Genomic DNA, 20,092 nt, shown 5'->3' on the forward strand with positions numbered 1-20,092 from the left:
CCCCACGCCCTCCCGGTTTTCCGGACTCTCGGATTCCCGCACTGTCGGCCCGGATTCCGGGCAGTAGCCCCACGGAAGAAATATTCAGCCCAGCCGGAGGCGCACATGGACAAGCCCGCGTGGCGGCCGACCGCCGACAATCCCTACGGTCCCGTCCGCCCACCGAGACGCAGACGAATGCGGGGCTGCCTCGGGATCGGCTGCGCGGCCATCCTCGTCGTACTGGCCATCGCCGTGGCCCTCGCGGTGATCGGCGGCACCAGGACGACAGTGAAGACCGGTGGCGAGGGAGTCTTCGTCACCGCCGTCAGGACATCCGTCGGGACATGAACCAGTCCTCAGCCGAATGACCCCACCGCGAGCAGGGCGACGGCTGCGAAGAGTCCACCGATCCCCCATTTCCAGCCCCAGTCGGACCGCCAGGTCCTGCCCGGCCACATCCGCGCGACAGCGCGGAAACCCTCGACGATCAGCAGGGCGACGCTCGCCAGCGCGAGGATCCCGGCAATGTCCCTGCCGGCAGGTCCGGCGCCGGTCCTCACGTAGCCGCCGCTGGAGGTCCGCCGGTAGGACGCCGGCTCGCCGACGTGCACGCCGTCGTTGTAGACCGTCACGGACGGGTCCGAGAAGGTGCCCGACGCTGCCACGAACGTGCCCCGGCAGGTCGTGAGGCCGCTGCGGCCGCTGAACTTCGTGACACACGTCTGCGCGGTGAACGATCCGGCCATGCCGGACCGGCCCGTCGTGTAGGGCAGCTGCTGCAGCGGAATGCGCACCACCCACGCCACGGTGCCGAGCAGAGCCACAGCCGCCACGGCCGCCATCCCCACGAGCACACGTCGAGCGCGCTGCTGCGTCGCAGTGCCCGCAACCGGCACGTCGGGGGCCGTGGCGGTGGGAATGGGGGTTTGCATGGGTGGTTCTCCTGTGGAGCACGGGGACGTCGAGGCGAGCTGTCGCAGCAAAATACCTGGTCGCCTCGGGTGCACCCTACGCGGGACCCCGTCGATGGGCAGGGCACCGGCAGGACGCGCACCCACTCCCCCGGCGCGTCTTTTTCAGGAGCAGCGAGATTTTTCACCATCTCTTTTCGGACACAAACTATCTAAATTGTTTGTGATCAGCAATATCGGGAATTCATCAACTGTCGGTACGAGAACATCTCGGACCGCAAAAACCGAAGGACACCCCATGCGCTCCACGCGCAGCACGCTCTCCCGCACCCTCCTCGTCGCCACGATCGCCGTGGCCGGCCTCACCGCAGCGCCCACCCTGGCCTCCGCGACCAGCCCCACCGGCACCGCCAACATCCGACCCGCAGTCATCCACCCCGCCCTCGGTTCGCCCGGCGGCAACGGCGCCAACGGTGTCAGCAGCAGCGGGGGCATCGGTGGCCTGGGCGGCACTGGTGGCGCCGCCGGTGCGAACGGCAACGGCGGAAACGGCGGCAGCGGCGGCAACGGCACCGGCACTGGCAGCACCGGTGGCGGCGGTGGTGCCGGCGGCGCGGGCGGCGCGAACGGCAATGGCGGGACCGGGGGCTCCGGCGGGGCCGCCACCCAGGGCGGCACCGGCGGCATCGGTGGCGTGGGCGGGGTGGGCAACGCCGGTAGCGGCATCGCCGGCGGCGTTGGCGGTAACGGGGGCGCCTCCACGGCCGGCGGCACCTACAAGGGCGGCACGGGCGGTGCCGGTGGCGCGGCCAGCCCGGTGTGCCCCGGCAAGCCCGGCGGCAACGGCACCGCCGCCACCCTCACCGCGAACGGCACCACCGGCGCGACCGGCGCAGCCGGGCACAGCACCCTCCCCTGCTGAGCCTGCTCACCAGCCGCCGGTGGGAACCGATCCCTCTCGGTTCCCACCGGCGGGACCGCCGCACCTTCGCGAGGATCATTCACGCAATCGCGGCCGGATTCGAAGGTGCACCACCGGGACGGGGTCAATTCTGATGTGTCCCTGACGTCCCGGACGATGGGTCCTACACTGTCGATACCTTGGGGATTCGTCGGAAGCGGGGGGCTTCTGCCATGTACGGGGTTTCGAAGTGGCGCCGTGGGCTGGCGTGGCTGATCGACTTCAGCCTGGCGATCGGCCTGGCGGTGCTGCTGGGCCATCTGACCTTCCAGCGCATTGTCGCCCAGTTGCACGGATCGGTTCTCTCGGGAGCCGACGGGCTGGGGGCCTGGCAGGTGCTCAGCTCGCACGGTCGCGCGCTGAGCGGCGGCCTGCCGGGCATGGTGATGCAGATCTGGCACGGCTGCCAGCACGACGTCGAAGAGGCGTTCATCGCCCTGACCCTGGGCGTCTTCCTGTACCAACTACTGACGGTGAGGCTGCTCGGCCGCACCCTGGGCAAGGCGCTGCTCGGCCTGCGGGTGTCGGACGGTGGCGAGGAAGGGCTCAGGCTCGGCTGGCGTCCGGCCGCGGTGCGTGCCGCAGCCGCGTCCGTGGCGGACGTCGGCTGCTACGCGGTCGCCTGCTGTCTGTTGGTGGCAGGGGACTTGACGTTGGCGGTAGTGCTCTGGCTGGGGGCCGTGGCGGCGCTCCTGGCCAACGCGATCTCCGCGCTGCAACCCTCGGGGCGCTCGATCTCGGACCGTCTGTCCGGGTCGGCGGTGCGCAGCGTCCGCCTGCCCGAGTCTGCGGTCCAGGCCGTCCAGGCGGTGGCGTCGGGTACCCGCGAAGTGGTGGCCAACGCTCCGCAGGCGATCGTCGAGGCGGAGGCGACCCGCCGGGCGCTGGAGTTCGGCCGGTCCACCGCCGACAGCGGGCGCAAGGCATGGGAGAGCGTGCGCCAGGGAGCCCAGGACGGCACGCTGACCCCGGCGTTGCAGGAGAGGCTGCGGCAGGCGCGGGAGTCGGAACTGAGCCGGGTGGCTGCCGAGCGGGGGCGGGTGGCTGCCGAGCGGGGGCGGGTGGCCGCGGAACGGGGGCGTGCGACGCTGGGCCGCGCCCGCTCGCGCTGGGCACAGCGCGGCACCCCCCGTCCCCCGGTCCCGCAGGTCTTCCCCACTCAGCAGACATTCCCCGTCCCCTCGGGCTATCCCGTCTCCCCGGGCTATCCCACGCCGCCGGGCCATCCCGTCCCGCCGGGCTATCCCACGCCGCCGGCGTATCCGGCCCCGCAAGGGTTCCCTGGCCCGCAGCAGGGGTTCGGGCCGGTTCCGGTCACGGTTCCGGTCACGGACGGGTACGCCGCGCCTGCGGTGACGGGCGGCGTCGTGCCGCCGCCGCCCGTCCCGGAGGGTTCCGCGCCCGAGGGCTTCGGGCCGCCTCCGCAGATGGGTCCATGGCCGAGTCGGCCGAAGTGTCAGGCCGATGCCGCCTGCCCCGCAACTCGCTGCTGCTGCGCCCGGCGCCGACGGGGCCCGGACCCGTGTCGAGGGTCAGAGAAGCTCGCGGCCCTACCGGTTTCCCGTCGGGCCACGAGTCCGACTGCTCGTCAGCAGCAACCGCCACCGATTGAGTTGACGTGGCTGACGGCAGGCTGGACGGGTACAGCCCCGGCTGTCGCCTGTGTGACGCCGACCAGGGTCAGTGTCAGGCCGCAGACGATGCCGGCGGTGATGGCAGCAATGCGCTTCATGGTGCCTCCTATGTGGCAACGGTGACATCTCCACCAAATCACGGCCCCACCAAGCGATCACCGGGTTTCGCCGAAGCAACGATCACCCCTCCGCTTCGGATGCGAACCACGACCCCGCCCCCGGCCGCGTAGGCGTGCCCGGAGCCGCACCCGTAGCTGCCGTTGACGTTGGCGAGTGCGTTGGCGTTGGCGTTGGCGTTGGCACGGTGCGATGTGTAGCCCCGGCCGACTCGAAGTGGGCTCGGGTGTAGTCGATGGCCCCGCAGACCATGAACTGCTGCTCGACCTGACCGGTTGCAACACCGCCTGCTCAGCGGACGTGGGGGCAGGGCGGGGGCATGGCGGGCAGGAAGTGGCAGCTCTTTCGTCCGCTCCCGCTCGGAGCTACCGTCGAGTAGATAGAGGTTCCACCGAGGGGGATTCATGATCCACAAGCTCTTCGCCGCCGCCACGCTCACCGCGGCCGTCACACTCACCGCAGTGGCGACTGCGCCGCTGCTGGAGACCGGCTGGCCGTCCCAGGCGCACCAGCTCAGCGCCGAACCCGACTACAGCGGCGGGATTGCCCGACAGGGATCTGCTGCCGCTCTCGACTTCAGCGACATCCCACAGTCTGCACGTCCCGCCGGCTGGGTGGACACACCGTTCGCCGCTGAAGCCCCTGGAACTTTCCCCACCTGAGTTCGCGACCCCGACGCCGACCGACCCGTCGACGACACCGGGGCCACACGCGCCCGACGCAGGTGAGCGGCGGTCGTCCCCGTACGTCGGGACGGCCGCCGCTTTCGCGCGTTCTCCGGGATCGACTGCCTGTCGGCCTGGGTGCGCACTTCCGAAGCTACGGCGCGGCACTGACAGTCCGGCCCCGGCCTGTTTCGGCGCCGCCCTTCGGGTTAGGCGGTTGGGGTCCGTACTGTCGCCGCTTGGGAGTATCCGTGCTGCAAGCCGTCCTGATCCTGCTGGTCGCCATCGGTGCTGCCGCTGCCACTGCGCTGTGGGCGTGGATCGATCACGTGCGCACGCATCCGCAGGCCGTCCGGCCGCTCCTTGCTGTCGAGCGGGCTGTGGACTGGTGGGAGCGGCTGATGATCCGCGCCGCGCGGAGTGTTCCGGCGCTGCGGCACCCGACCGACTGAGCAGTACGGGGCCGCTCCGGACGACCCCGCACGAGGCAGCCCCGGCCGCAGCGAAGCCACGGCGCCCGCCGGCCTTGCAACAGGGCGGAGCCGCAAGGGAGATGCGGCGCTGACGTGCTCTTGGACGCGGCCGTCGGCTGATCTATCCTCGCTGCTTATGGAGGACAACGGCTTACCGGCGCCGGCGGACACGGTCGGCATGCTCGCGCTGGCCAACTCGCTGGAGGACGCGGGCGACTGGGCCGGCGCCGCGGCCTGGATCGAGCACGCCGCGGAGGGGGGGCGACCCCTGCGGGATGTTCCGCTGGGGCGCGCTGCTTCGGGGGCGGGGGCGGACAGTGGAGTCCATCGACTGGTTGTTCCGCTCGGCAAAGGCCGGTGAGGTCCGGGCGGGGTTCCTGCTGGACGACTTCATGACTGAGGAGGAGTCCGAGTTCCGGGCCGCTCCTCGGGCGAGGAAGATGGCCCGCATGGCCCGTCGGGCAGTCGGGCAGTCGGGCAGTCGGGCAGTCGGGCAGTCGGGCAGTCGGGCAGTCGGGCAGTCGGGGGCGGCGTACTGGGGCGTGCCCTGTACCACGAGGCGGAGCGAGAGCGCTCGGGCACCGTGATATGGAGCAAGTGGGCAGCCCGCCGCGGCCACACTCGCGCCATGTCGCAGATCGGGACCGAGGAGTGGCTTCGACGTGCGGCGGAAGCCGGCCTCCACCATTCGGCGGAAAGGCTCGGGCATCTCCTGCGCATGGAGGGCCGGTTCCGCGAGGCGGAGGAGTTGCTTCGCCCTGCCACCGAGGCGGCCCTGGTGGACGCGTTCAGCGACTACGGCCTGGTGCTGGAGCGGATCGGTCGAGTCACCGAGGCGGAGGTCTGGCTGCGGCGGGGCGCGGCGAGCGGAGAGTATCGCGCGATCCACGCCCTCGGTGCGTACCTCGAACGCAACGGACACGACACGGAGGCAGCCGAGTGGCTGGCTCGGGCCGAATCCCAGGGCAAGCCCCTGAACATCTCGCGGTCCCCGGAGAAGCTGTCGCGCAAGTCCTGGCGGGCTGCGGCCGACCTTCACCTCGGGATACGGATACTGACCGGGCAGATGTACCAGAACCCTGCGGTGCAGCTCTACCACGCCTTCGAGAACGGCATCGTCCTGGTCGGGAAGCGCGGGAAGTTCCGATCGGCCCACCGCTGGGAGGAGTTCAGCGAGGTGACCATCCGCAGCGAGCGGAGCGTCTTCCCCGAGCCGGAATGGAGCCAGGTGGTGACCCAGGACTTCCACGTCGTGGGACTGGTCCTGGAGGGCGGGCAGACGCTGAAGCTCGAAAGCCGGGACTCCGTCGTGCTCACCGACTACTCGGCCTACACCAAGGACGGTCGCCGCGAGACCGAGGCCCCCGCGATGGTGCAGCTGCATCAACTCATCACGGAGAAGAGAGCACAGCGCAGCGCCGAGTAGCCCGGGCCGGTTGAGGGGCTCGCGCCGCGGATGAACGCGAGCGGGCCCCTCCGCCCAGCAGGGCCGCCGGGGTGTTGTGCGTCGATGACGGTGCCCATGGTGGTGCCCCGTTGTCGCCTGAAATTGTCGCCTGAAGAGTCAGACCCCGGATGGTCGGACCCCGACCCGTTCCGGCCCGGCTTCTCGCCCCGTCCCTGGTCCGGCACTGGGACGCACAACCAGTCCGTCCCGCCGAATCCGACTCCGGGGCGGACGGTCGGGCTCGCCGCCCGCCCGCATCAGGTGTCGGAGTAGCTGAGGTCGCCGATGGTCCAGCTGCTGATGTCTTCGATGGCGATGCGGTACATGCCGCCGGTGTGGGGCAGCCCGAAGTCGCCCTGCAGGATTTTCGCCCGGTGGAGGTGGAGGTGCGTCGGCCGCGCGGGCGCGCCGTCGGCGGGCGGGGCGAAGAGGGCGGCGAACGGCTTCAGGTGGTCCGAGGCCTGGAGGACCTCCGCCACCCGCTCCCACCACAGGGACACCGGCGCCAGCCTGCCGGTGATCACCGCGCCGGGGACCACCACGGTCAATGACATCTGGTTGCTGTTCTCGGACTCGACCATCGCGGCGATGTCGACGAGCAGCCCGTCAGGGTTCGACATGACATCCAGATTAGGCCATGGCGGTCGGTCTCCGGGAGCCCGCCCCGAGGCGATGACGGCGGGCGCCTCTGCACGTCGCTGACCACTCGTCCGGGCGACGACCCACAGAACCCGCACAGCCGTCGTCCCGGATGCGCCAGGATGGCGACCATGCGCCTCTGCCTTGTCGCCGCCGCGACCGCCCTGCTCCTCGCCGTCGCCGGCTGCACCACCGCCAAGACCGGCACGTCCGGCGACGCCGCCACCAGGAGCCCGTCAGCCACCGGGGCAGCCGAAGGTCCGCTGGCGTACGGCCCGGGCCCGCAGTCCCGCTACACCGTCCAGCCACAGCCTGCTGCCGGGTCCTGCCGCTACGGCTCGCACGACGGCCAGCCGCTCCCCGATCCGCACTGCACCCCGGGTGCGCTCTCCTCCGCCGTCACCCAGGCCACCCTGGGAACGACGATCTGCCGCAAGGGCGGCTACACCGGAGACATCCGCCCACCCGCAGCGATCACCGGCAAGGAGAAGAAGGCCAACGCCGAGGCCTACGACTACACCGGATCCCTCGCTGACGCCGAGTACGACCACCTCGTCAGCCTCGAACTCGGCGGCGACCCCAACGACCCGCGGAACCTCTGGGTCGAGCCGCCGAGCCCGGGCCACAAGCCCGGATCCGGCGTCGACAACCCCAAGGACAAGGTCGAGTCGACGCTCCACACCGCCGTCTGCACCGGGCGCATCACCCTCGCCGCCGCACAGCAGGCCATCGCCAGTGACTGGGCCACAGCCGACCAGGACCTCGGGCTCACCACCAGCACGAGTACGGACGGAAGCGACTGAGCTCGGCGCCGACCGAACTCGACTGGGAGCACCCACCCGTAGTCCCTCAGCCCCAGGTGTGGCAAGGGCGAGGGCGACGGGCGGCCGAATCAACGCCCTGAGCTGCCAGCACGTCGGCTGAACACCCCGTCTGCGGGTAGCCGCCCCACATGACCTGCGACCGTCCCAGCCGCCCCGCACGCCGACACGCTCCGTTCTGGCGGATCCACCACGCCGTGGACCAGGTGAGCGCGCTCCTGGGGCGGCTGATCGTATTCGGGTGCGTCCTCGGGATCCCACTCGTCACAGGGAGACGGTGAGACAGTGAGACAGTGAGACGCATCATGGTGGGCACGGCAGCGAAGAAGGTCGAGCACGCCGCCGACAGGGACAGCGTCCTGACACACTGGATCAAGAGCGCCATGAGGGCGTGTGGAGGCTGACGACATGAGCGACGCCCTGGTGGCCTGGCTCCGCGCCCAACTCGACGCCGACGAGGCTGCCGCAGCGCAGTCCGACCCCGCATCGTGGCTGCCCGTCGGCATCTCCCCCAGCAGCCGGATCGCCGCCGCCTACGACCCGCGCCGCGTGATCGGTATGCACCGCGCCGCCCTGGACGCCTGGCAGGATCCAGATGCGAACGACGTGCGGGACCAGGCCGCCTACGACGCCGCCTGCGAGGCCGACTGGACGGTGCGGGTCATCGCCGCCACCGCCTACTCCGGGCGGACCGGCTGGCGGGACGAGTGGGCACCAGAGGCGTGAAGGTCGCGTGAACCCGATCCCGCCCGCGCCCCACCCGGCACACACCGGCCCCGCTGCCTCACCCGCAGCGCCCCCGGCCGCGGTTGAGACTCCCCTCGACCGGGCCCGCGTATGCGCGGGCTGAAATCGCGCAAGCCGGGTAGGCGCCGACCATGGGCCATTTCCTCGCCGTACTCGCCATCATCGCCTGCATAACGGGCATCGTCCTGCTCGACAAGCACGACCAGGACCGGCGCGGCTCCACGGCCGCGATCCTGCTCGTCGCACCGATCGCGATCCTCGGGTTCTACCTATTCGAGACCTGAACGTCTGAGCAGGCGAAGGCAACCCGGGCGCACCATCGGCCGTGCTCATGAGCGCCATGGTGACTGACCGTCACTCTGTTCGAAGGAGGAACGCCGGAAACGGGTCCGCAGTCCGGCTGATCCTGATGTACGGTGGGCGGCGTCCAGGTGAGAGGGCAACGGATGCTTCACCTTGCGGTGGACGAAGCCCGGTTGCCAATACTCGTCGCCGGCCTCGTCTCAGCGGTGGGTGAACAGCAGCGCGCGTACGTTTCCGTGGCCGACCTCGATCTCTGGATACACAACTTCACCTGCACCTCCCGGTGCGAAGGCACGCGGCTACTTCTTGGAGTCGCCCTCGGGTGGCGGTGAAAAGACCATCGCCGCATGCCGCCACTGATCTCGGGAGGATGTGCATCGGGGTGCCCGGTGCGACGGCAGTGCGGATACTTCCACCAGGTACGACCCGTCAGGACGGGAATCCTGACCCGGCCCATGGCCGCGTCCCGGGGTAGCGGGGCGACTCCGCCGGCCACTTCGATCTCGGGCACCCCGACTGCAGGTCTTTCCCGGCCCACGCCCAGGCATGCGGACCCCTCTTCGGGGCAGGCGCCTGACACGACCTCAGGGCCGCTGCCTCTGCCTCCCGCGCCGCACCAACGACGCGGGAGGCAGACTGGCCCATCGACGCACCGTCCGCGCACGTCCGCACTCCCGCTACGGCTGGGCGGCCGACGTGGCACCGTTCGTCCCTTCCGGGTGGCGACGGTACCGGAGCGCCTCCTGAAGGTGTACGCGCACGGCACCCAGGAGTAGCGCGCTTCCGGCAGGCCCACCACAGGATCCCAACAGGCCTGCCAGAATCGTGCCGACGGCGCGGGCCGTCCTCGCGCGGGCACGGTCCGGTCCGGATCAGACTCTGCCCAGCACGGCGGTCTCCCAGCCGTAGCCCACCACGATGCGGTCGTCCGGGGCTGCGATCAGCGTGTGAACCACACCCGGGAACCGCAGCTCCGGGCCGATCTGCCGACCGGTCTGCACGTCCCACATCCGCACCCCTCCGAAGTGGTCGCCACCGATGGCGACGCGGCGGCCGTCAAGGACGGTGGCCACCACCAGATTGGGCGCACCCCCGCGTCCGCCGCGGTTCTCCACTGCCGGGCCGCGTTTGTGCCAACCGGGCAGCTCCCACACCTGCACCGTGTTGTCGATGTTGGTGATGACCGCGACCGGGCACCCGAGCAGTGGCGCCACCCCTGCCTCCACGACTGCAGATCTGTCGGGGCCGATCAGCGGTTTGCCGACCGGCTGCCGCGTGGCCAGGTCCCAGACCCGCACCTTCCCGCCGCTGTCACCGGCGAAGGCGACCAGGCGCCCGTCGAGCTCCGTCACCGCCAGCGTCCTCACCCAGCCGCTGTGGCCGGTCATCGGCGCACCGAGCTGCCAGCCGGTGGCCAGTTCCCACACCCGCACCGTTTTGTCCATGCCGCCGGTGACAGCGATGGGACGACCGTCGAGCGTGGCCGCTACCAGCGCCGTCACCGGGCCCTCGTGTCCGGTCGGGGCCTCGCCGATCTCCTCCCCCCGGGTCAGGTCCCAGACCCGCACCTTGCCGCCGGCACCGGCGGCGACGACGATCGGGCTCCCGTCGAGCTCCGCCGTGACCAGCTTCCTCACTTCGCCCATGTTGCCCCGAAGTGCCCCGCCGATCTGCTCGCCGGTAGCCAGGTTCCACACCCTGATCTCCGAGTCGGCACTGGTGACAGCCACCGGACGACCGTCGGCCATCGCCGTCGCCACGTTCGAGACGGACAGCGTGCCGCCGCCCACCGGCTTGCCGACCCGCTGCCCGGTGGCCAGGTCCCACACCGACGCCGACCAGTCCACGCCGTTGGTGAGGACAACGGGACGTCCGTCGAGTACCGCCGTCTGCGTACGCCAGTCACCGCGACCGGTCACCGGCCCACCGACCGAACCCTCGGCGGTCAGGTCCCACACTCGTACTGTCTTGTCCTTGCCACCGCTGACGACGACCGGGCGGCCGTCGATCATCGTCGCAGCCACCGTCATCACCCGGCCGTCGTGGCCGACCAGCGACTCGCCGATGGGCTGACTCGTGGTCAGGTCCCACAGTCGCACCGCCCCGTCGTCGGCTCCGGCGACGACGATCGCGCGGCCGTGGAGCACCCCCGTGGCCAGGACGGTCGCGGGGGCGGTGAGGCCGGTCATGGTCTCGCCGAGCTGCTGCCGCGTGGTCAGGTCCCACGCCCGGACCGTCCGATCGGTGCCTCCGACGACCGCGATCGGGCGGCCGTCGAGCATCCCTGTCGCCAGCACGGTCACCCCCGTCACCAGCGCGGCCTCCTGGTCGATGGCACCGGTGAGGCAGATGTGCCGCATGGTGGCCACGTCCATCACCAGCGCAGTCCCCTGGTCACTGCGGGAGGACGGGCTTCGACGCCGCATTCGCCCGTCGAGCGCCGTCAGAGTCACGGGCGTCACCGAGTCGTCGCGATGTGCCGTCAGGTCGATCTTCCGCGTGCGGAGGTTCCACTTCACCTCACCTCTGACCGTCCGGCGCGAGACGACCTGCCGCCGGGTGGCCAGGTCCCACACGCACACCGTCGGATCGTCGCCGTTGTCGTCGCCGTGGACGATGACGACCTCTCGACCCGCGAGCAGCCCCGCAGTCAGCGACGCCATCTTTCCCCTGCCGCCGGTCATGGGTGCGCCGACCTGTTGCCTCGTGGTCAGGTCCCACAACCGCAACGTCGCTTCCTCGCCCCAACTGACCGCATGGGGACGGCCGTCGAGCACCACCGTCGCCACATCCCACACCTTGCCGGTGTGACCGTTCATGGGCTCACCCACCTGCCGCCCCGCCGCCAGGTCCCACAGCCGCACCATCCGGTCCGAGCCGCCGGTGACGGCATGGGGACGACCGCCGACCGCCGCTATTGCCATCCCGAACACCGCGCCGGCGGAATCGGTCAGGTTGCGCAGCAACCGGTGGTCGACCCGGTTTCCGGTCGACCACTGCACACCCCACTGCTCGGCGGGCTCGTCCTCCAGCGCTACGGCGGTGATCCGCGCCGACAGCTCCCGATCCCCCCACCGGGCCGCGTCCACCGCCAACAACTGCCGGCGCACCCCCGCTACGGCGTCACGATGCAGGTGCAGCGAGCTCCGGTACACCGCTCCCGCCAACCGCGCGGCAGGGCCGGACGCACCGTCCAGCACCGCCAGAACCCGGTCCGGCTCCCCGCAGACCAGGAAGTCCGGATCAACCCCCCACTCCCCCGCACCATCCGAACCGGCCTGGACTCAGTCACTTGTCGCACCGTCAGACATGACCGGCACCCTACTGACCCTTTCAGCGCGGCGCAGCGGTACAGCGACTCGAAGCGGACACGCACTCGCCGACGAACACCGCACTCGTCGACGGACGCGGGGTCAACACCGGCCTGGCCTTCGGAGTCGTCCGCAGAGGGCGTCAAATCCCGTTGTTGGTCCACGATCTGCGGGAGGACCCGGGGAAGGCGGCCTTCGCGGCGTCTCCGGCCTCTCCGGACTTGGCGCAGCTCGGGGGCTTACTACGGCCGTGGGCTACGGGTACTCATCCTGGTCGCGTGCCTGCCCGGCGTGTGGTGCCTGCAACTCCGTCGGGGTGCTTGTCGGAGCTGGACGCCGGGCAGGTCGCCGACCGGGTCCCCCTGTCAGTCGAGGCCTTCGATGATGCGGAAGTCGCGCTCGACGCCGTCGGAGAGGGCGACCAGCGCCTCCTGGTAGGCCTCACTCTCGCGTGCCGCGACGGCCTGTTCGAAGCTGTCGAACTCGATCAGGATGGTGCGCTCGGCGATTCCGGCTTCGTGTGCGACGACCCGACCGTCACGGGCGAGGAGCCGCCCGCCTCCGGCCCGGACGGCCGGACCGGCGAGCTTGTTGTAGGCAGCCAGCTTCTCAGGGTCTGAAATGGCGCGGTAGACGCTGACCCAGTAGCCCTTGGCCACGGAACCTCCAGTGTTCGGATGAGCACATTTGACTTCGAATCAACAGTTCAGATCGATCGTAACCAACGAGGGGTCACCGGCGTGATTCACAGCACACGCCGGTCAGCCGGTTCAGGCCCGGCGGTCGCCGCTGTTCGGCGGGCGCTCGTCGGCCGGCCTCCCTCGCCGAGTGCCGGACCCGGGTCGAGTTCAGGCCGGAAGATGCATAAAGGATTCATATAAATAGTCTATGCTTCTGGCATGAGCCGTCAAGACGTCACTCGTGGCGCTTCCACTGCAGTCGGGTCAGCCCTCTACGGACTGGCCACCAGGGCCGTGAGGCGTCTTCCACGCGACCAGAGCCTCACCTCCGCCGCCACCCTGGCCACCCTGGACAGGACCGGCCCACGACGCATCACCGATCTGGCCGTGATCGAGGGCGTCACCCAGCCCGCGATGACCGTCCTGGTTCGGGTGTTGGAGGAATCCGGGCTGGTCGAGCGGAGGAGCGACGCGTCCGACAAGCGGGTCACGCTGGTTTGTCTGACCGAGGCCGGCGCGTCCTATGTTCAGACACGGCGCCAGGCGGGCGTCCAGGCGTTTGCGCGGTTGATCGACGAACTCACCGACGACGAGATCGAGGCCCTGGTGGCAGCCCTTCCGGCGCTGCAACACCTCTCGGAGCTCGAACACCAGGATCGAGAAGGGGCAAAGCAGTGACAGGGTGCCCACTCGGCGAGGTCACCGTGGACTTCGACGCAGACCTCGTTCGGATGCGGGAGATGGCCGCCGAGACCACCGGGCTCGCCCCGGTGACGATCAAGCCGTTACCGGCCTTCGGGACGCTACTCGTCAACGGCGCCGCGCTTCATGCCGCCGCGCTGGACAAGCCGTGGGCGCAAGGAGCCAGGGCTCGCATCCGTCCCGGCCCGTGCGCCCGCACCACGACCGGGGCCGGCCGATGACCACGACCCCGGAGCGCACCGAGGCGCCGCTGCTCGTCCCCTCCCTGATGTTCATCGCCCTGGTCGTGGCGGCAGTCGCCAGCCTCGGGACGCCGCTCATCACCAGCGTGGCGACCACGTTCCACGTCTCGCTCGACAGCGCGCAGTGGACGCTGACCATCGCTCTGCTGAGCGGCGCGATCGCCACGCCCGTCCTCGGCCGGCTCGGAGCCGGCCCGCACCGACGAGCCACGATTCTCGCCACGCTGGCGCTCGTCGTCGCCGGCAGTGCACTCACCGTGCTGCCGCTGCCGTTCGCGTGGCTGCTCGTCGGGAGGGCCGCCCAAGGCGTCGGGCTCGGTCTGACGGCGCTGATGATGGGCGTGGCCCGCGACCATCTCTCCGAGGAGCGCAGCGCGGCCACCATCGCCTTGATCTCGGTGGTCTCCATCATCGGGGTCGGCGTCGGCTACCCGCTCGCCGGGCTGCTCACCGAGTTCGGCGGGGTGCGCGCCGCCTACGGCCTCGGCCTGTTCGTCACCGCCATTGCCTTCCTGGCCGCCTGGCGCTCCATACCCGTGGCTCCCGAGGGCCGTTCCGCCCACGTGGACCTGGCCGGCGCGCTCCTCCTGGCGGGCGGACTCTTCCTCGTCATGTTCCTTGCCGGCGAGACGAGCCTGTGGAGCCGTCACCTCGCCGTCGCCGTTGTCCTCGTCTTCGTCGCCGTGCTCCTGCTCTGCGCCTGGACCACCTCCGAGCTGCGCGGCAAGGCACCCCTGGTCGGCGTCCGGGCGGTACGGCACCCGGCGGTCGCCGGAGCGAATATCGCCATGTTCGTCGGCGGGATCGGCATGTACCTCCTCCTCACGCTCATCACCCGGTACGCGCAGACGCCGCACAGCGCCGGCTACGGCTTCGGGCTGAGCACCTTCGTCGCCGGGTTGGTCCTGGTTCCGTTCTCCGTGCTGGGGTTCGTCGCCGGCAGGCTCACGCCCCGGATGCGCGAACGGATCGACGCCCCCTTCCTCCTGGCCGGCAGTGCCGTCGTCGTCGGTGCCGGGTTCGTCCTCTTTGCGGTGGCCCGGTCGAACCTGGCCGAACTGTTCGTAGTAATGGGCGTGCTGGGCTTCGGTGTCGGCAGTTTCTCGGCCGCCATGCCCGGCGTCATCCTGGCCGTCACCCCCAGGAGCGAGACGTCGAGCGCCATGAGCTTCAACTACGTCGTCCGTAGCGTCGGGTACTCCCTGGGCAGCGCCATAGGTGGCCTGGTCCTGGCCGCCGGCACCAACACCGGCCATCTCTTCCCGAACGACGGCGCCTACACCACGGCAGCGCTGGTCGGCGTCGCCGCGATGGCGATCACGACGATGACCGGCCTCGCTCTCGCCCGCCAACGTTCGCCCGAGACCAACCCGGCCGGCGCACCGAGCCAGGAGCGGTCAACTCGATGACCGGGAGGTGAGGCAGGCCGGGAGTTGACGCCCGGACAGCGGCGGGGAGGGCGCGTCCTGCAAGGCCGTCCCGACGACAACCCCTACCCGACCACCCGTGACACCCACCCGCCCCACCGCGCCCGATGGTCCTGAGCAGCCACCAGAACTGGTGGACGCCGGCCTCCACCAGCCACAACCTGACCGGTGACCGGCCGGCCACGACCAACCCCCGCACCCGGCCAGCTGAAACGCCCCAGCTCGGCAGCACCGAACACTGACCGTGATCACCAGGTGCGGGCACTCCTCGCGTTGGAGGAGTTCGTTCCGCGATGGGGCTACTGCGTGAGAGCGGGGCTGGTGCCGGGCCGCATGGGCTCCATGGTGGTGCTGGCTTCGTTGGGACCGTCGGAGAGGTCCAGGATGTCGTTGCCGGCACCCTCCCACGCGACTTCGTAACCGACACCGGGTATGGCCGTTATGGCCGGGCTGGAGCCGGGTGCCACGGGCTCTTCGTTGGTCGCCGCGCCACTGGGGGTGTAGGTCTCCAGCAATCCGTTGCCGGACTGGAAGGCGACTTCGTAGCCGCCGCTCGGCATATCGGCGATGCTCGGGCTGGTGCCGGTCGCTACGCTCTGGCCCGTGTTGATCGCGCCCGTGGAGGAGTTCCACACCCAGAGTGTGCCGGTGTGGCGCGCGCCGATAGTCGCGTTCGAATTGGATGCAGCGGCCCTGGCGGGCCCTCCCCTGAGGGTGCAGACGCGCGGATCACGAAGCCATGCGCCTGCAGAGGCATCGGAAGCGGACGTCCTTCAGCTGCTGACGTACTCGTAGACGCCACCGTCCGGATGGCGCAGCACGGCACGGTGTCCGTTCGGGGTGGGTCGAGGAGGCGCAATCAGGGCGGCGCCAGCCGCCACAGCCCCCGCTACGGCCTGGCCCAGGTCCGGCACCGACAGCGTCGCAGCCACTCCCGCGAACCGTCCTGCTGTCTCATCCGACCCGCTGAACAGCAGGAAAGGGCCGACAGAGGCCAACTCCAGGCCAGCAAACCGAAACCTGTTGGCCGCTTCCCCAGTGAGCTGCTCGTAGAAGGACACGGCCGCTTCGAGGTCATCCACGCGCCGACGCAATGTCACCGAAGTGATCGACATATGCACATCCTCTCACCCGCTCCAGGGAGGCCGACACCCCGCTCACCCGGTGAACGTAGTCGGTTACAGCACTGGCGAGGGCTCTTTCGCGTCGCGCCACTTCGCTGTCGAGACCGCCTGCCACGGTGCTCTCGGGTTTCTCCCCGGTTCCGCAGGGCTGCCCGACTCGTCCACGGGTCGCGGGTTGCTCGCGCTCTGCGAGGACTTCGGCAAGGAGCTCGTCACAACGATGCAGTGGCTCCGCACGACGGGTCACCAGCGATCGCGCTTCCGGGCCCGTGGCCGAGCGCATGTACTGACCTGGGCGCTTATCGAGCCGTGGTCAACGAGCTTCCCTGGCAAATGGCCTTTCTGACGCCTGGTCATCCAATTCCGCCTGCGCGTCTGCGCTTTCGGCGGCGGACTACCAGCGCTGCAACAGTGAGGTAGAGCGCGACAAGGACAGCCGCACCGGCCACCATCAACCAGCTCGACAGCGTCATCGGGCCGCCGCCTCCGTCGATGCCTGGGGTGACAGGCGGAACGGGGGCCGACGAGTCAGCGGTGAGAACGCCCCGCATGAGACCGAACATGGCGCTGCCCCCTTGTTCGACGGGACTGCTCGGCCCCGGGTCGTGAAGGTGCCTCGGACGCGCTCGCAGCCCCTCCCAAGGCCCGTCCGGGCCAGGCGGCGCCGCATTTTCAGTGTGACAGCGCGGGTGGCCGCACGGTAGACGCCCGTGACCCTGCCACTGCAGGGGCTGCACCGTCAGAGCAGCGGTCCCGGAGAGGCCGGACCAGGCCGCCGACCGGAGGTCACAGATCGGCCTCAGCCTCGCCCGGACGCCCCCTGGCGCCGCGTACCCGCGCAATGATCTTGCCCTGAGCGAACATCGACCGAGCCACCGGAGGGCCCATGAGGACGCGCTGGGAGTACCTCCTCGTCAGGTACCAGGTCGCACTGGTCGACGTGGACGGTGGTCGCCAGGACTGGCGCGAGGACTTTCTGCTGACTTGGCCCGGGAACGTGCCACCGGAGACGCGATCCGCGAGCGACGTGCACTGGTCGGCGCTGCTGGCCGAGGTCGGGGCGGACGGCTGGGAACTGGTCGGCGACTCCATCCAGGAGACGGCGATCTTCCCCAGCCGGAGGGGCATGCTCGACATCAATGCACCGATCAAGATCGTGTTCACGTTCAAGCGCCCGGTCGAGTAGTCCGGCCTGCGGACACACCCGGGACAGGCGTGGGCTTCCATCTGTTGGTGGTGGCGCGCGCCGGCCCTCGCGGGGTCCGGGGGTCTCGCTGGCGTAGGAGGGGGGCGCAGCGGGCTCCAACAACCCGAGCGAGCGCACCAGTTCCGGGTTCGAGTCGGCCAGGTGCAGCGCGGTGCTCGCGCCACCGGCGTGGCCCGCCACGTGGGCGCGCCCGGTCCCGGCGGCTTGCAGGATTTCGGCGAGGCTCGTTGCCGCCATCAACGAGTGGCCGTCAGCGTCGCTCTTCCGTCCACTTGGTACCGATACGGTCGAGCAACTGGCGGGTCGGGCAGGACGGGTCCAGCAGATCACCGCGCTCACCCGGCAGCCGACTGGGTTCGCCGGGCCTCTTCGCCCTGCGCCACCCCGGTCTCGTCCGACGCCTGGTCCTCATGGAGTCCCTGCTGGGCGGGCTGCCCGGCGCCGAGGGCTTCCTTGCCGGCGGGCCGCCCTGGTGGTTCGGCTTCCACACCGCCGCGCCCGGCCTCGCCGAGACCGTGCTGGAAGGCCACGAGGCCGCCTACATCGACTGGTTCCTGCACGCCGGCACGCTCGGCGACGGACTGCCCCCTGCCATCCGGGACGCCTTTGTCCGCACGTACACAGGCAGCCACGCATTGAGCCGCGCATTCTCGTACTACCGGGCTCTGCCCGAAAGCGCACTGCAGATCTCGCAGGCCGTCACCACTGCCCGCCTGACGGTGCCAACAATGGCGCTGGGCGCACACCCTGTCGGGGCCGCGCTGGAACGCCAACTCCGCCCCGTCACCGACGACCTCACCGGACACGTCATCAAGGACTGTGGCCACATCATTCCTCTGCACCGACCGCACACCCTGCTCATGCTGTTGAATCCGTTCCTGGCCAGTGAGGACGCGATTGCAGCGTGACCTGGGCAGCGTGCGCCCGTGCCCACCTGCGCGCCGACCGAGTCAGCCCGAAGATCCCGACCGGGCCGGCTTCACCGTCGCGCTGGAGGTCGCCCGCGACTGCCACTTGAGCGCCGTCCGTGGCCGACACCGCGCAGATCCCTCGACATGACCGCGCTGTACGGCTACGACCAACTGCTGTCGGTCTGACCACGCCCGCCGGGCGACGGCGCGCGGGTCCGCAGACATCGCCCTGCACGCGATGTCCACGGTCCGGCAATGCAGGGCGGGGCTCCTTCCCGATCGGTACCTGCACGTCTGCGAGCGCGAGTACCGCCATGTGACCAGCAGCGACGGACAAATGAGCCCTCCCGGGTCAACGGCCCGCGAGCCAACGCCTTCACCGCTGCGGTCGTCGGCGTCCTGGTCACCCTGTCCGCCGTCCTCGCCGCCCCGGTCCTGTTCCCGAACATCGCCGACCGCGTCTGCCTGGGAGGACACGGTCTGGATCCCGGACGGGAACGAGCGCCTTGGCAGCTGATCGCAGCGGGGAACGGTCAGCTGTGTGAGACGGTCAGTGCGTAGAAGGCGACCCGAGCGCCCTTGGTCGTGCTGTCGGAGGACGACTGGTTGTAGGAGCCGGCCTTGAAGTAGACCTTGTACGGGTTGAAGGACGAGGGGATGGTGTAGTGGGTGGTGGTTCCGTTGATCGTCAGGTTGAGGGTGTGGGCTCCCGACTCCCCGATCATGTAGGTCCACCTCGTGCCGACCGCCACATGGCCCACGGTGTGCGGGGTCTGGCCCCCCGAGGGCGAGTTCTCGATGCCGACCGTGATGTCACCGTCGGCGTAGTAGTAGAGCTCCAGCAGGGGCTTGGTCGAGGACCCGCCCGTGCCGAGGTGGATCTGACCGACCGTGACATGGTCGGTCACCGACACCACGCGCAACGTCGCATTCAGCTTGTTCGTGCCGCCGAGTGACCAGTCCGCCGCGCTGCCGTTGGCGTTCATCTCACGCAGCTCGGAGCGCGCATGGTCGGAGTTCGTTGTGGTCACACCCTTCTCCGGCGCCCAGAACGTCATCGCACCATCGGACTTGTCGGTGTAGAAGTACGAGTCCTGGAACCCGTTCGCACCCTGCAGCTTCGAGGAGGAGATGGTGATCGGGGAGCCCGGGGAGCCCACTGGCTCCTGCAGCTCCCAGACGGACAAGTTGAAGTTGCCGCCCGGCGCGACCGAGGTCTTGAGGTTGCTGGTGACGGCCCCGGCGGCGGAGGCCTGCGCGCCGGCGGTGCCGAGCAGGCCGATCGTGCCCGCGAGGGCTGTGCCCGTGGCTGCCGCGAGGAGCTTGGTACGACGCTTCATTGGGGGTCCTCGAACTGTGGGGGTGACTGTGCGGGAATACCGGGTGGTGACGGGATCTCTCCGTGCCGGGCGGGCAAGCGGCGGCGCCGGACCGCCCTCGGGGTGGAGCCGTTGCCATTTGAGCACGTGACACGGTGTGGCGCGGCGGTCGGCGCGCGGGGCAGCTCGGTTTTGCGGCCTTCGAGCCGACGTCGATCGCGTACTTGCTCCCCGGCCTGCTCAGCGCGTCGTGGACGGTGACTTCGACTCGGCCGGAAGACAGCGAGCTCCAGGGCGTCGGGCCCTGTGCCGGGCTCGACACCCGGGGCGGCCCGCAGCTCTTCGCGGGCACGATCGGCCCACTGCCGGGCACCCAGCTGGCCCGACAAGCCCGCTACCCCCGCCGGCTCCCATGCTCCCCGTTCCGTGAACCGGACACTCCCCGGCCCAAGATCACAGCCGCCGCACG

At 70.2% G+C, this 20,092-nt stretch carries 22 protein-coding genes and 1 pseudogene; 16 read left to right on the plus strand and 7 right to left on the minus strand.

Annotated features, from left to right (window positions below; translation table 11 throughout):
- Positions 1–105 precede the first annotated feature (105 nt).
- Positions 106–330, plus strand: coding sequence for a hypothetical protein (locus BS75_RS47700; RefSeq protein WP_152646276.1), 225 nt, complete (start codon positions 106–108; stop codon positions 328–330).
- 8 nt (positions 331–338) lie between these two features.
- Here BS75_RS47700 and BS75_RS02765 read toward each other — a convergent pair whose 3' ends face one another.
- Positions 339–914, minus strand: coding sequence for a hypothetical protein (locus BS75_RS02765; RefSeq protein ID WP_034087061.1), 576 nt, complete (start codon positions 912–914; stop codon positions 339–341).
- Between the two features lie 277 nt (positions 915–1,191).
- Between BS75_RS02765 and BS75_RS51280 the strand changes: the two genes are divergently transcribed.
- From BS75_RS51280 to BS75_RS02795, 6 genes are all read left to right on the plus strand, one after another.
- The gene (locus BS75_RS51280; protein WP_052069123.1) at positions 1,192–1,815 is read left to right on the plus strand and encodes a hypothetical protein; all 624 of its coding nucleotides are present in this window, start codon (positions 1,192–1,194) and stop codon (positions 1,813–1,815) included.
- Between the two features lie 212 nt (positions 1,816–2,027).
- Positions 2,028–3,611 carry an RDD family protein gene (locus tag BS75_RS43880; RefSeq protein ID WP_052069124.1) on the plus strand — a complete coding sequence of 528 codons (1,584 nt, stop codon included), beginning with the start codon at positions 2,028–2,030 and terminating at the stop codon, positions 3,609–3,611.
- A gap of 398 nt (positions 3,612–4,009) precedes the next feature.
- Positions 4,010–4,267 (plus strand): hypothetical protein, encoded by a 258-nt coding sequence (locus BS75_RS02780; RefSeq protein WP_034087062.1) that lies wholly within the window; start codon positions 4,010–4,012, stop codon positions 4,265–4,267.
- A 254-nt stretch (positions 4,268–4,521) separates the two neighbouring features.
- Complete coding sequence (locus BS75_RS02785) at positions 4,522–4,722, plus strand: hypothetical protein (RefSeq protein ID WP_034087063.1); 201 nt, start codon at positions 4,522–4,524, stop codon at positions 4,720–4,722.
- 157 nt (positions 4,723–4,879) lie between these two features.
- On the plus strand, positions 4,880–5,104 hold the full coding sequence (locus tag BS75_RS47710) for a hypothetical protein (protein ID WP_152646277.1): 225 nt from the start codon (positions 4,880–4,882) through the stop codon (positions 5,102–5,104).
- A 267-nt stretch (positions 5,105–5,371) separates the two neighbouring features.
- Positions 5,372–6,169, plus strand: a complete 798-nt coding sequence (locus BS75_RS02795; RefSeq protein ID WP_152646278.1) for a sel1 repeat family protein — start codon at positions 5,372–5,374, stop codon at positions 6,167–6,169.
- A gap of 278 nt (positions 6,170–6,447) precedes the next feature.
- Here the strand turns inward: BS75_RS02795 and BS75_RS02800 are convergent, their stop codons facing one another.
- On the minus strand, positions 6,448–6,810 hold the full coding sequence (locus BS75_RS02800; RefSeq protein ID WP_034087066.1) for a hypothetical protein: 363 nt from the start codon (positions 6,808–6,810) through the stop codon (positions 6,448–6,450).
- 150 nt (positions 6,811–6,960) lie between these two features.
- Here BS75_RS02800 and BS75_RS02805 point away from each other — a divergent pair, with 150 nt between their 5' ends.
- From BS75_RS02805 to BS75_RS47715, 3 genes are all read left to right on the plus strand, one after another.
- A complete protein-coding gene (locus BS75_RS02805; protein WP_034087067.1) occupies positions 6,961–7,632 on the plus strand; it encodes a hypothetical protein in 672 nt (223 codons plus the stop codon).
- 426 nt (positions 7,633–8,058) lie between these two features.
- On the plus strand, positions 8,059–8,376 hold the full coding sequence (locus BS75_RS02810) for a DUF6221 family protein (protein WP_152646280.1): 318 nt from the start codon (positions 8,059–8,061) through the stop codon (positions 8,374–8,376).
- Positions 8,377–8,528: 152 nt separating this feature from the next.
- Positions 8,529–8,681: a hypothetical protein gene (locus BS75_RS47715; protein ID WP_156164199.1), complete on the plus strand. Its 153-nt coding sequence runs from the start codon at positions 8,529–8,531 to the stop codon at positions 8,679–8,681.
- A gap of 891 nt (positions 8,682–9,572) precedes the next feature.
- Here the strand turns inward: BS75_RS47715 and BS75_RS02820 are convergent.
- Both BS75_RS02820 and BS75_RS02825 read right to left on the minus strand, forming a co-directional pair.
- The gene (locus BS75_RS02820) at positions 9,573–11,855 is read right to left on the minus strand and encodes a WD40 repeat domain-containing protein (RefSeq protein WP_052069125.1); all 2,283 of its coding nucleotides are present in this window, start codon (positions 11,853–11,855) and stop codon (positions 9,573–9,575) included.
- A gap of 521 nt (positions 11,856–12,376) precedes the next feature.
- On the minus strand, positions 12,377–12,670 hold the full coding sequence (locus tag BS75_RS02825) for a DUF1330 domain-containing protein (protein WP_034087070.1): 294 nt from the start codon (positions 12,668–12,670) through the stop codon (positions 12,377–12,379).
- A 240-nt stretch (positions 12,671–12,910) separates the two neighbouring features.
- On the opposite strand from BS75_RS02825, the gene BS75_RS02830 reads away from it, so the two are divergent.
- The 4 genes from BS75_RS02830 to BS75_RS51285 all read left to right on the plus strand — a co-directional run bounded on the left by BS75_RS02830 (position 12,911) and on the right by BS75_RS51285 (position 15,304).
- Positions 12,911–13,369 (plus strand): MarR family winged helix-turn-helix transcriptional regulator, encoded by a 459-nt coding sequence (locus BS75_RS02830; protein ID WP_081982062.1) that lies wholly within the window; start codon positions 12,911–12,913, stop codon positions 13,367–13,369.
- Positions 13,366–13,614, plus strand: a complete 249-nt coding sequence (locus BS75_RS02835) for a hypothetical protein (RefSeq protein WP_052069126.1) — start codon at positions 13,366–13,368, stop codon at positions 13,612–13,614. The genes BS75_RS02830 and BS75_RS02835 overlap by 4 nt, the downstream gene beginning before the upstream one ends.
- A complete protein-coding gene (locus BS75_RS02840; protein WP_034092277.1) occupies positions 13,611–15,044 on the plus strand; it encodes an MFS transporter in 1,434 nt (477 codons plus the stop codon). Before BS75_RS02835 ends, BS75_RS02840 begins: the two co-directional genes overlap by 4 nt.
- A 125-nt stretch (positions 15,045–15,169) precedes the next feature.
- On the plus strand, positions 15,170–15,304 hold the full coding sequence (locus BS75_RS51285) for a hypothetical protein (RefSeq protein WP_269330708.1): 135 nt from the start codon (positions 15,170–15,172) through the stop codon (positions 15,302–15,304).
- Between the two features lie 57 nt (positions 15,305–15,361).
- On the opposite strand, the gene BS75_RS02845 is transcribed toward BS75_RS51285, so the two are convergent.
- Together BS75_RS02845 and BS75_RS02855 are read right to left on the minus strand one after the other, a co-directional pair.
- Positions 15,362–15,697 carry a hypothetical protein gene (locus BS75_RS02845; protein WP_152646281.1) on the minus strand — a complete coding sequence of 112 codons (336 nt, stop codon included), beginning with the start codon at positions 15,695–15,697 and terminating at the stop codon, positions 15,362–15,364.
- Between the two features lie 138 nt (positions 15,698–15,835).
- Entirely contained in the window at positions 15,836–16,177 is a 342-nt protein-coding gene (locus BS75_RS02855) for a VOC family protein (protein WP_034087073.1), read from the minus strand.
- An 895-nt stretch (positions 16,178–17,072) separates the two neighbouring features.
- Between BS75_RS02855 and BS75_RS02860 the strand changes: the two genes are divergently transcribed.
- A complete protein-coding gene (locus BS75_RS02860) occupies positions 17,073–17,372 on the plus strand; it encodes a hypothetical protein (protein WP_034087074.1) in 300 nt (99 codons plus the stop codon).
- Positions 17,373–17,758: 386 nt separating this feature from the next.
- A pseudogene (locus BS75_RS02865) lies at positions 17,759–18,301 on the plus strand (alpha/beta hydrolase); the annotation flags it as partial.
- A 536-nt stretch (positions 18,302–18,837) separates the two neighbouring features.
- Here the strand turns inward: BS75_RS02865 and BS75_RS02870 are convergent.
- The gene (locus BS75_RS02870) at positions 18,838–19,644 is read right to left on the minus strand and encodes a polysaccharide lyase family 7 protein (protein WP_034087075.1); all 807 of its coding nucleotides are present in this window, start codon (positions 19,642–19,644) and stop codon (positions 18,838–18,840) included.
- Positions 19,645–20,092 lie beyond the last annotated feature (448 nt).

It is taken from the genome of Streptacidiphilus albus JL83 (assembly GCF_000744705.1).
In the GTDB taxonomy this organism is placed as follows: Bacteria; Actinomycetota; Actinomycetes; order Streptomycetales; family Streptomycetaceae; genus Streptacidiphilus; species Streptacidiphilus albus.

What these genes read in the sequence shown, in the direction of transcription:
- BS75_RS47700 (WP_152646276.1), top strand. Translation starts at nt 106, where the DNA reads ATGGACAAGCCCGCGTGGCGGCCGACCGCCGACAATCCCTACGGTCCC.
- BS75_RS02765 (WP_034087061.1), bottom strand. Translation starts at nt 914, where the DNA reads ATGCAAACCCCCATTCCCACCGCCACGGCCCCCGACGTGCCGGTTGCG.
- BS75_RS51280 (WP_052069123.1), top strand. Translation starts at nt 1,192, where the DNA reads ATGCGCTCCACGCGCAGCACGCTCTCCCGCACCCTCCTCGTCGCCACG.
- BS75_RS43880 (WP_052069124.1), top strand. Translation starts at nt 2,028, where the DNA reads ATGTACGGGGTTTCGAAGTGGCGCCGTGGGCTGGCGTGGCTGATCGAC.
- BS75_RS02780 (WP_034087062.1), top strand. Translation starts at nt 4,010, where the DNA reads ATGATCCACAAGCTCTTCGCCGCCGCCACGCTCACCGCGGCCGTCACA.
- BS75_RS47710 (WP_152646277.1), top strand. Translation starts at nt 4,880, where the DNA reads ATGGAGGACAACGGCTTACCGGCGCCGGCGGACACGGTCGGCATGCTC.
- BS75_RS02795 (WP_152646278.1), top strand. Translation starts at nt 5,372, where the DNA reads ATGTCGCAGATCGGGACCGAGGAGTGGCTTCGACGTGCGGCGGAAGCC.
- BS75_RS02800 (WP_034087066.1), bottom strand. Translation starts at nt 6,810, where the DNA reads ATGTCGAACCCTGACGGGCTGCTCGTCGACATCGCCGCGATGGTCGAG.
- BS75_RS02805 (WP_034087067.1), top strand. Translation starts at nt 6,961, where the DNA reads ATGCGCCTCTGCCTTGTCGCCGCCGCGACCGCCCTGCTCCTCGCCGTC.
- BS75_RS02810 (WP_152646280.1), top strand. Translation starts at nt 8,059, where the DNA reads ATGAGCGACGCCCTGGTGGCCTGGCTCCGCGCCCAACTCGACGCCGAC.
- BS75_RS47715 (WP_156164199.1), top strand. Translation starts at nt 8,529, where the DNA reads ATGGGCCATTTCCTCGCCGTACTCGCCATCATCGCCTGCATAACGGGC.
- BS75_RS02830 (WP_081982062.1), top strand. Translation starts at nt 12,911, where the DNA reads ATGAGCCGTCAAGACGTCACTCGTGGCGCTTCCACTGCAGTCGGGTCA.
- BS75_RS02840 (WP_034092277.1), top strand. Translation starts at nt 13,611, where the DNA reads ATGACCACGACCCCGGAGCGCACCGAGGCGCCGCTGCTCGTCCCCTCC.
- BS75_RS51285 (WP_269330708.1), top strand. Translation starts at nt 15,170, where the DNA reads ATGGTCCTGAGCAGCCACCAGAACTGGTGGACGCCGGCCTCCACCAGC.
- BS75_RS02855 (WP_034087073.1), bottom strand. Translation starts at nt 16,177, where the DNA reads ATGTCGATCACTTCGGTGACATTGCGTCGGCGCGTGGATGACCTCGAA.
- BS75_RS02860 (WP_034087074.1), top strand. Translation starts at nt 17,073, where the DNA reads ATGAGGACGCGCTGGGAGTACCTCCTCGTCAGGTACCAGGTCGCACTG.
- BS75_RS02870 (WP_034087075.1), bottom strand. Translation starts at nt 19,644, where the DNA reads ATGAAGCGTCGTACCAAGCTCCTCGCGGCAGCCACGGGCACAGCCCTC.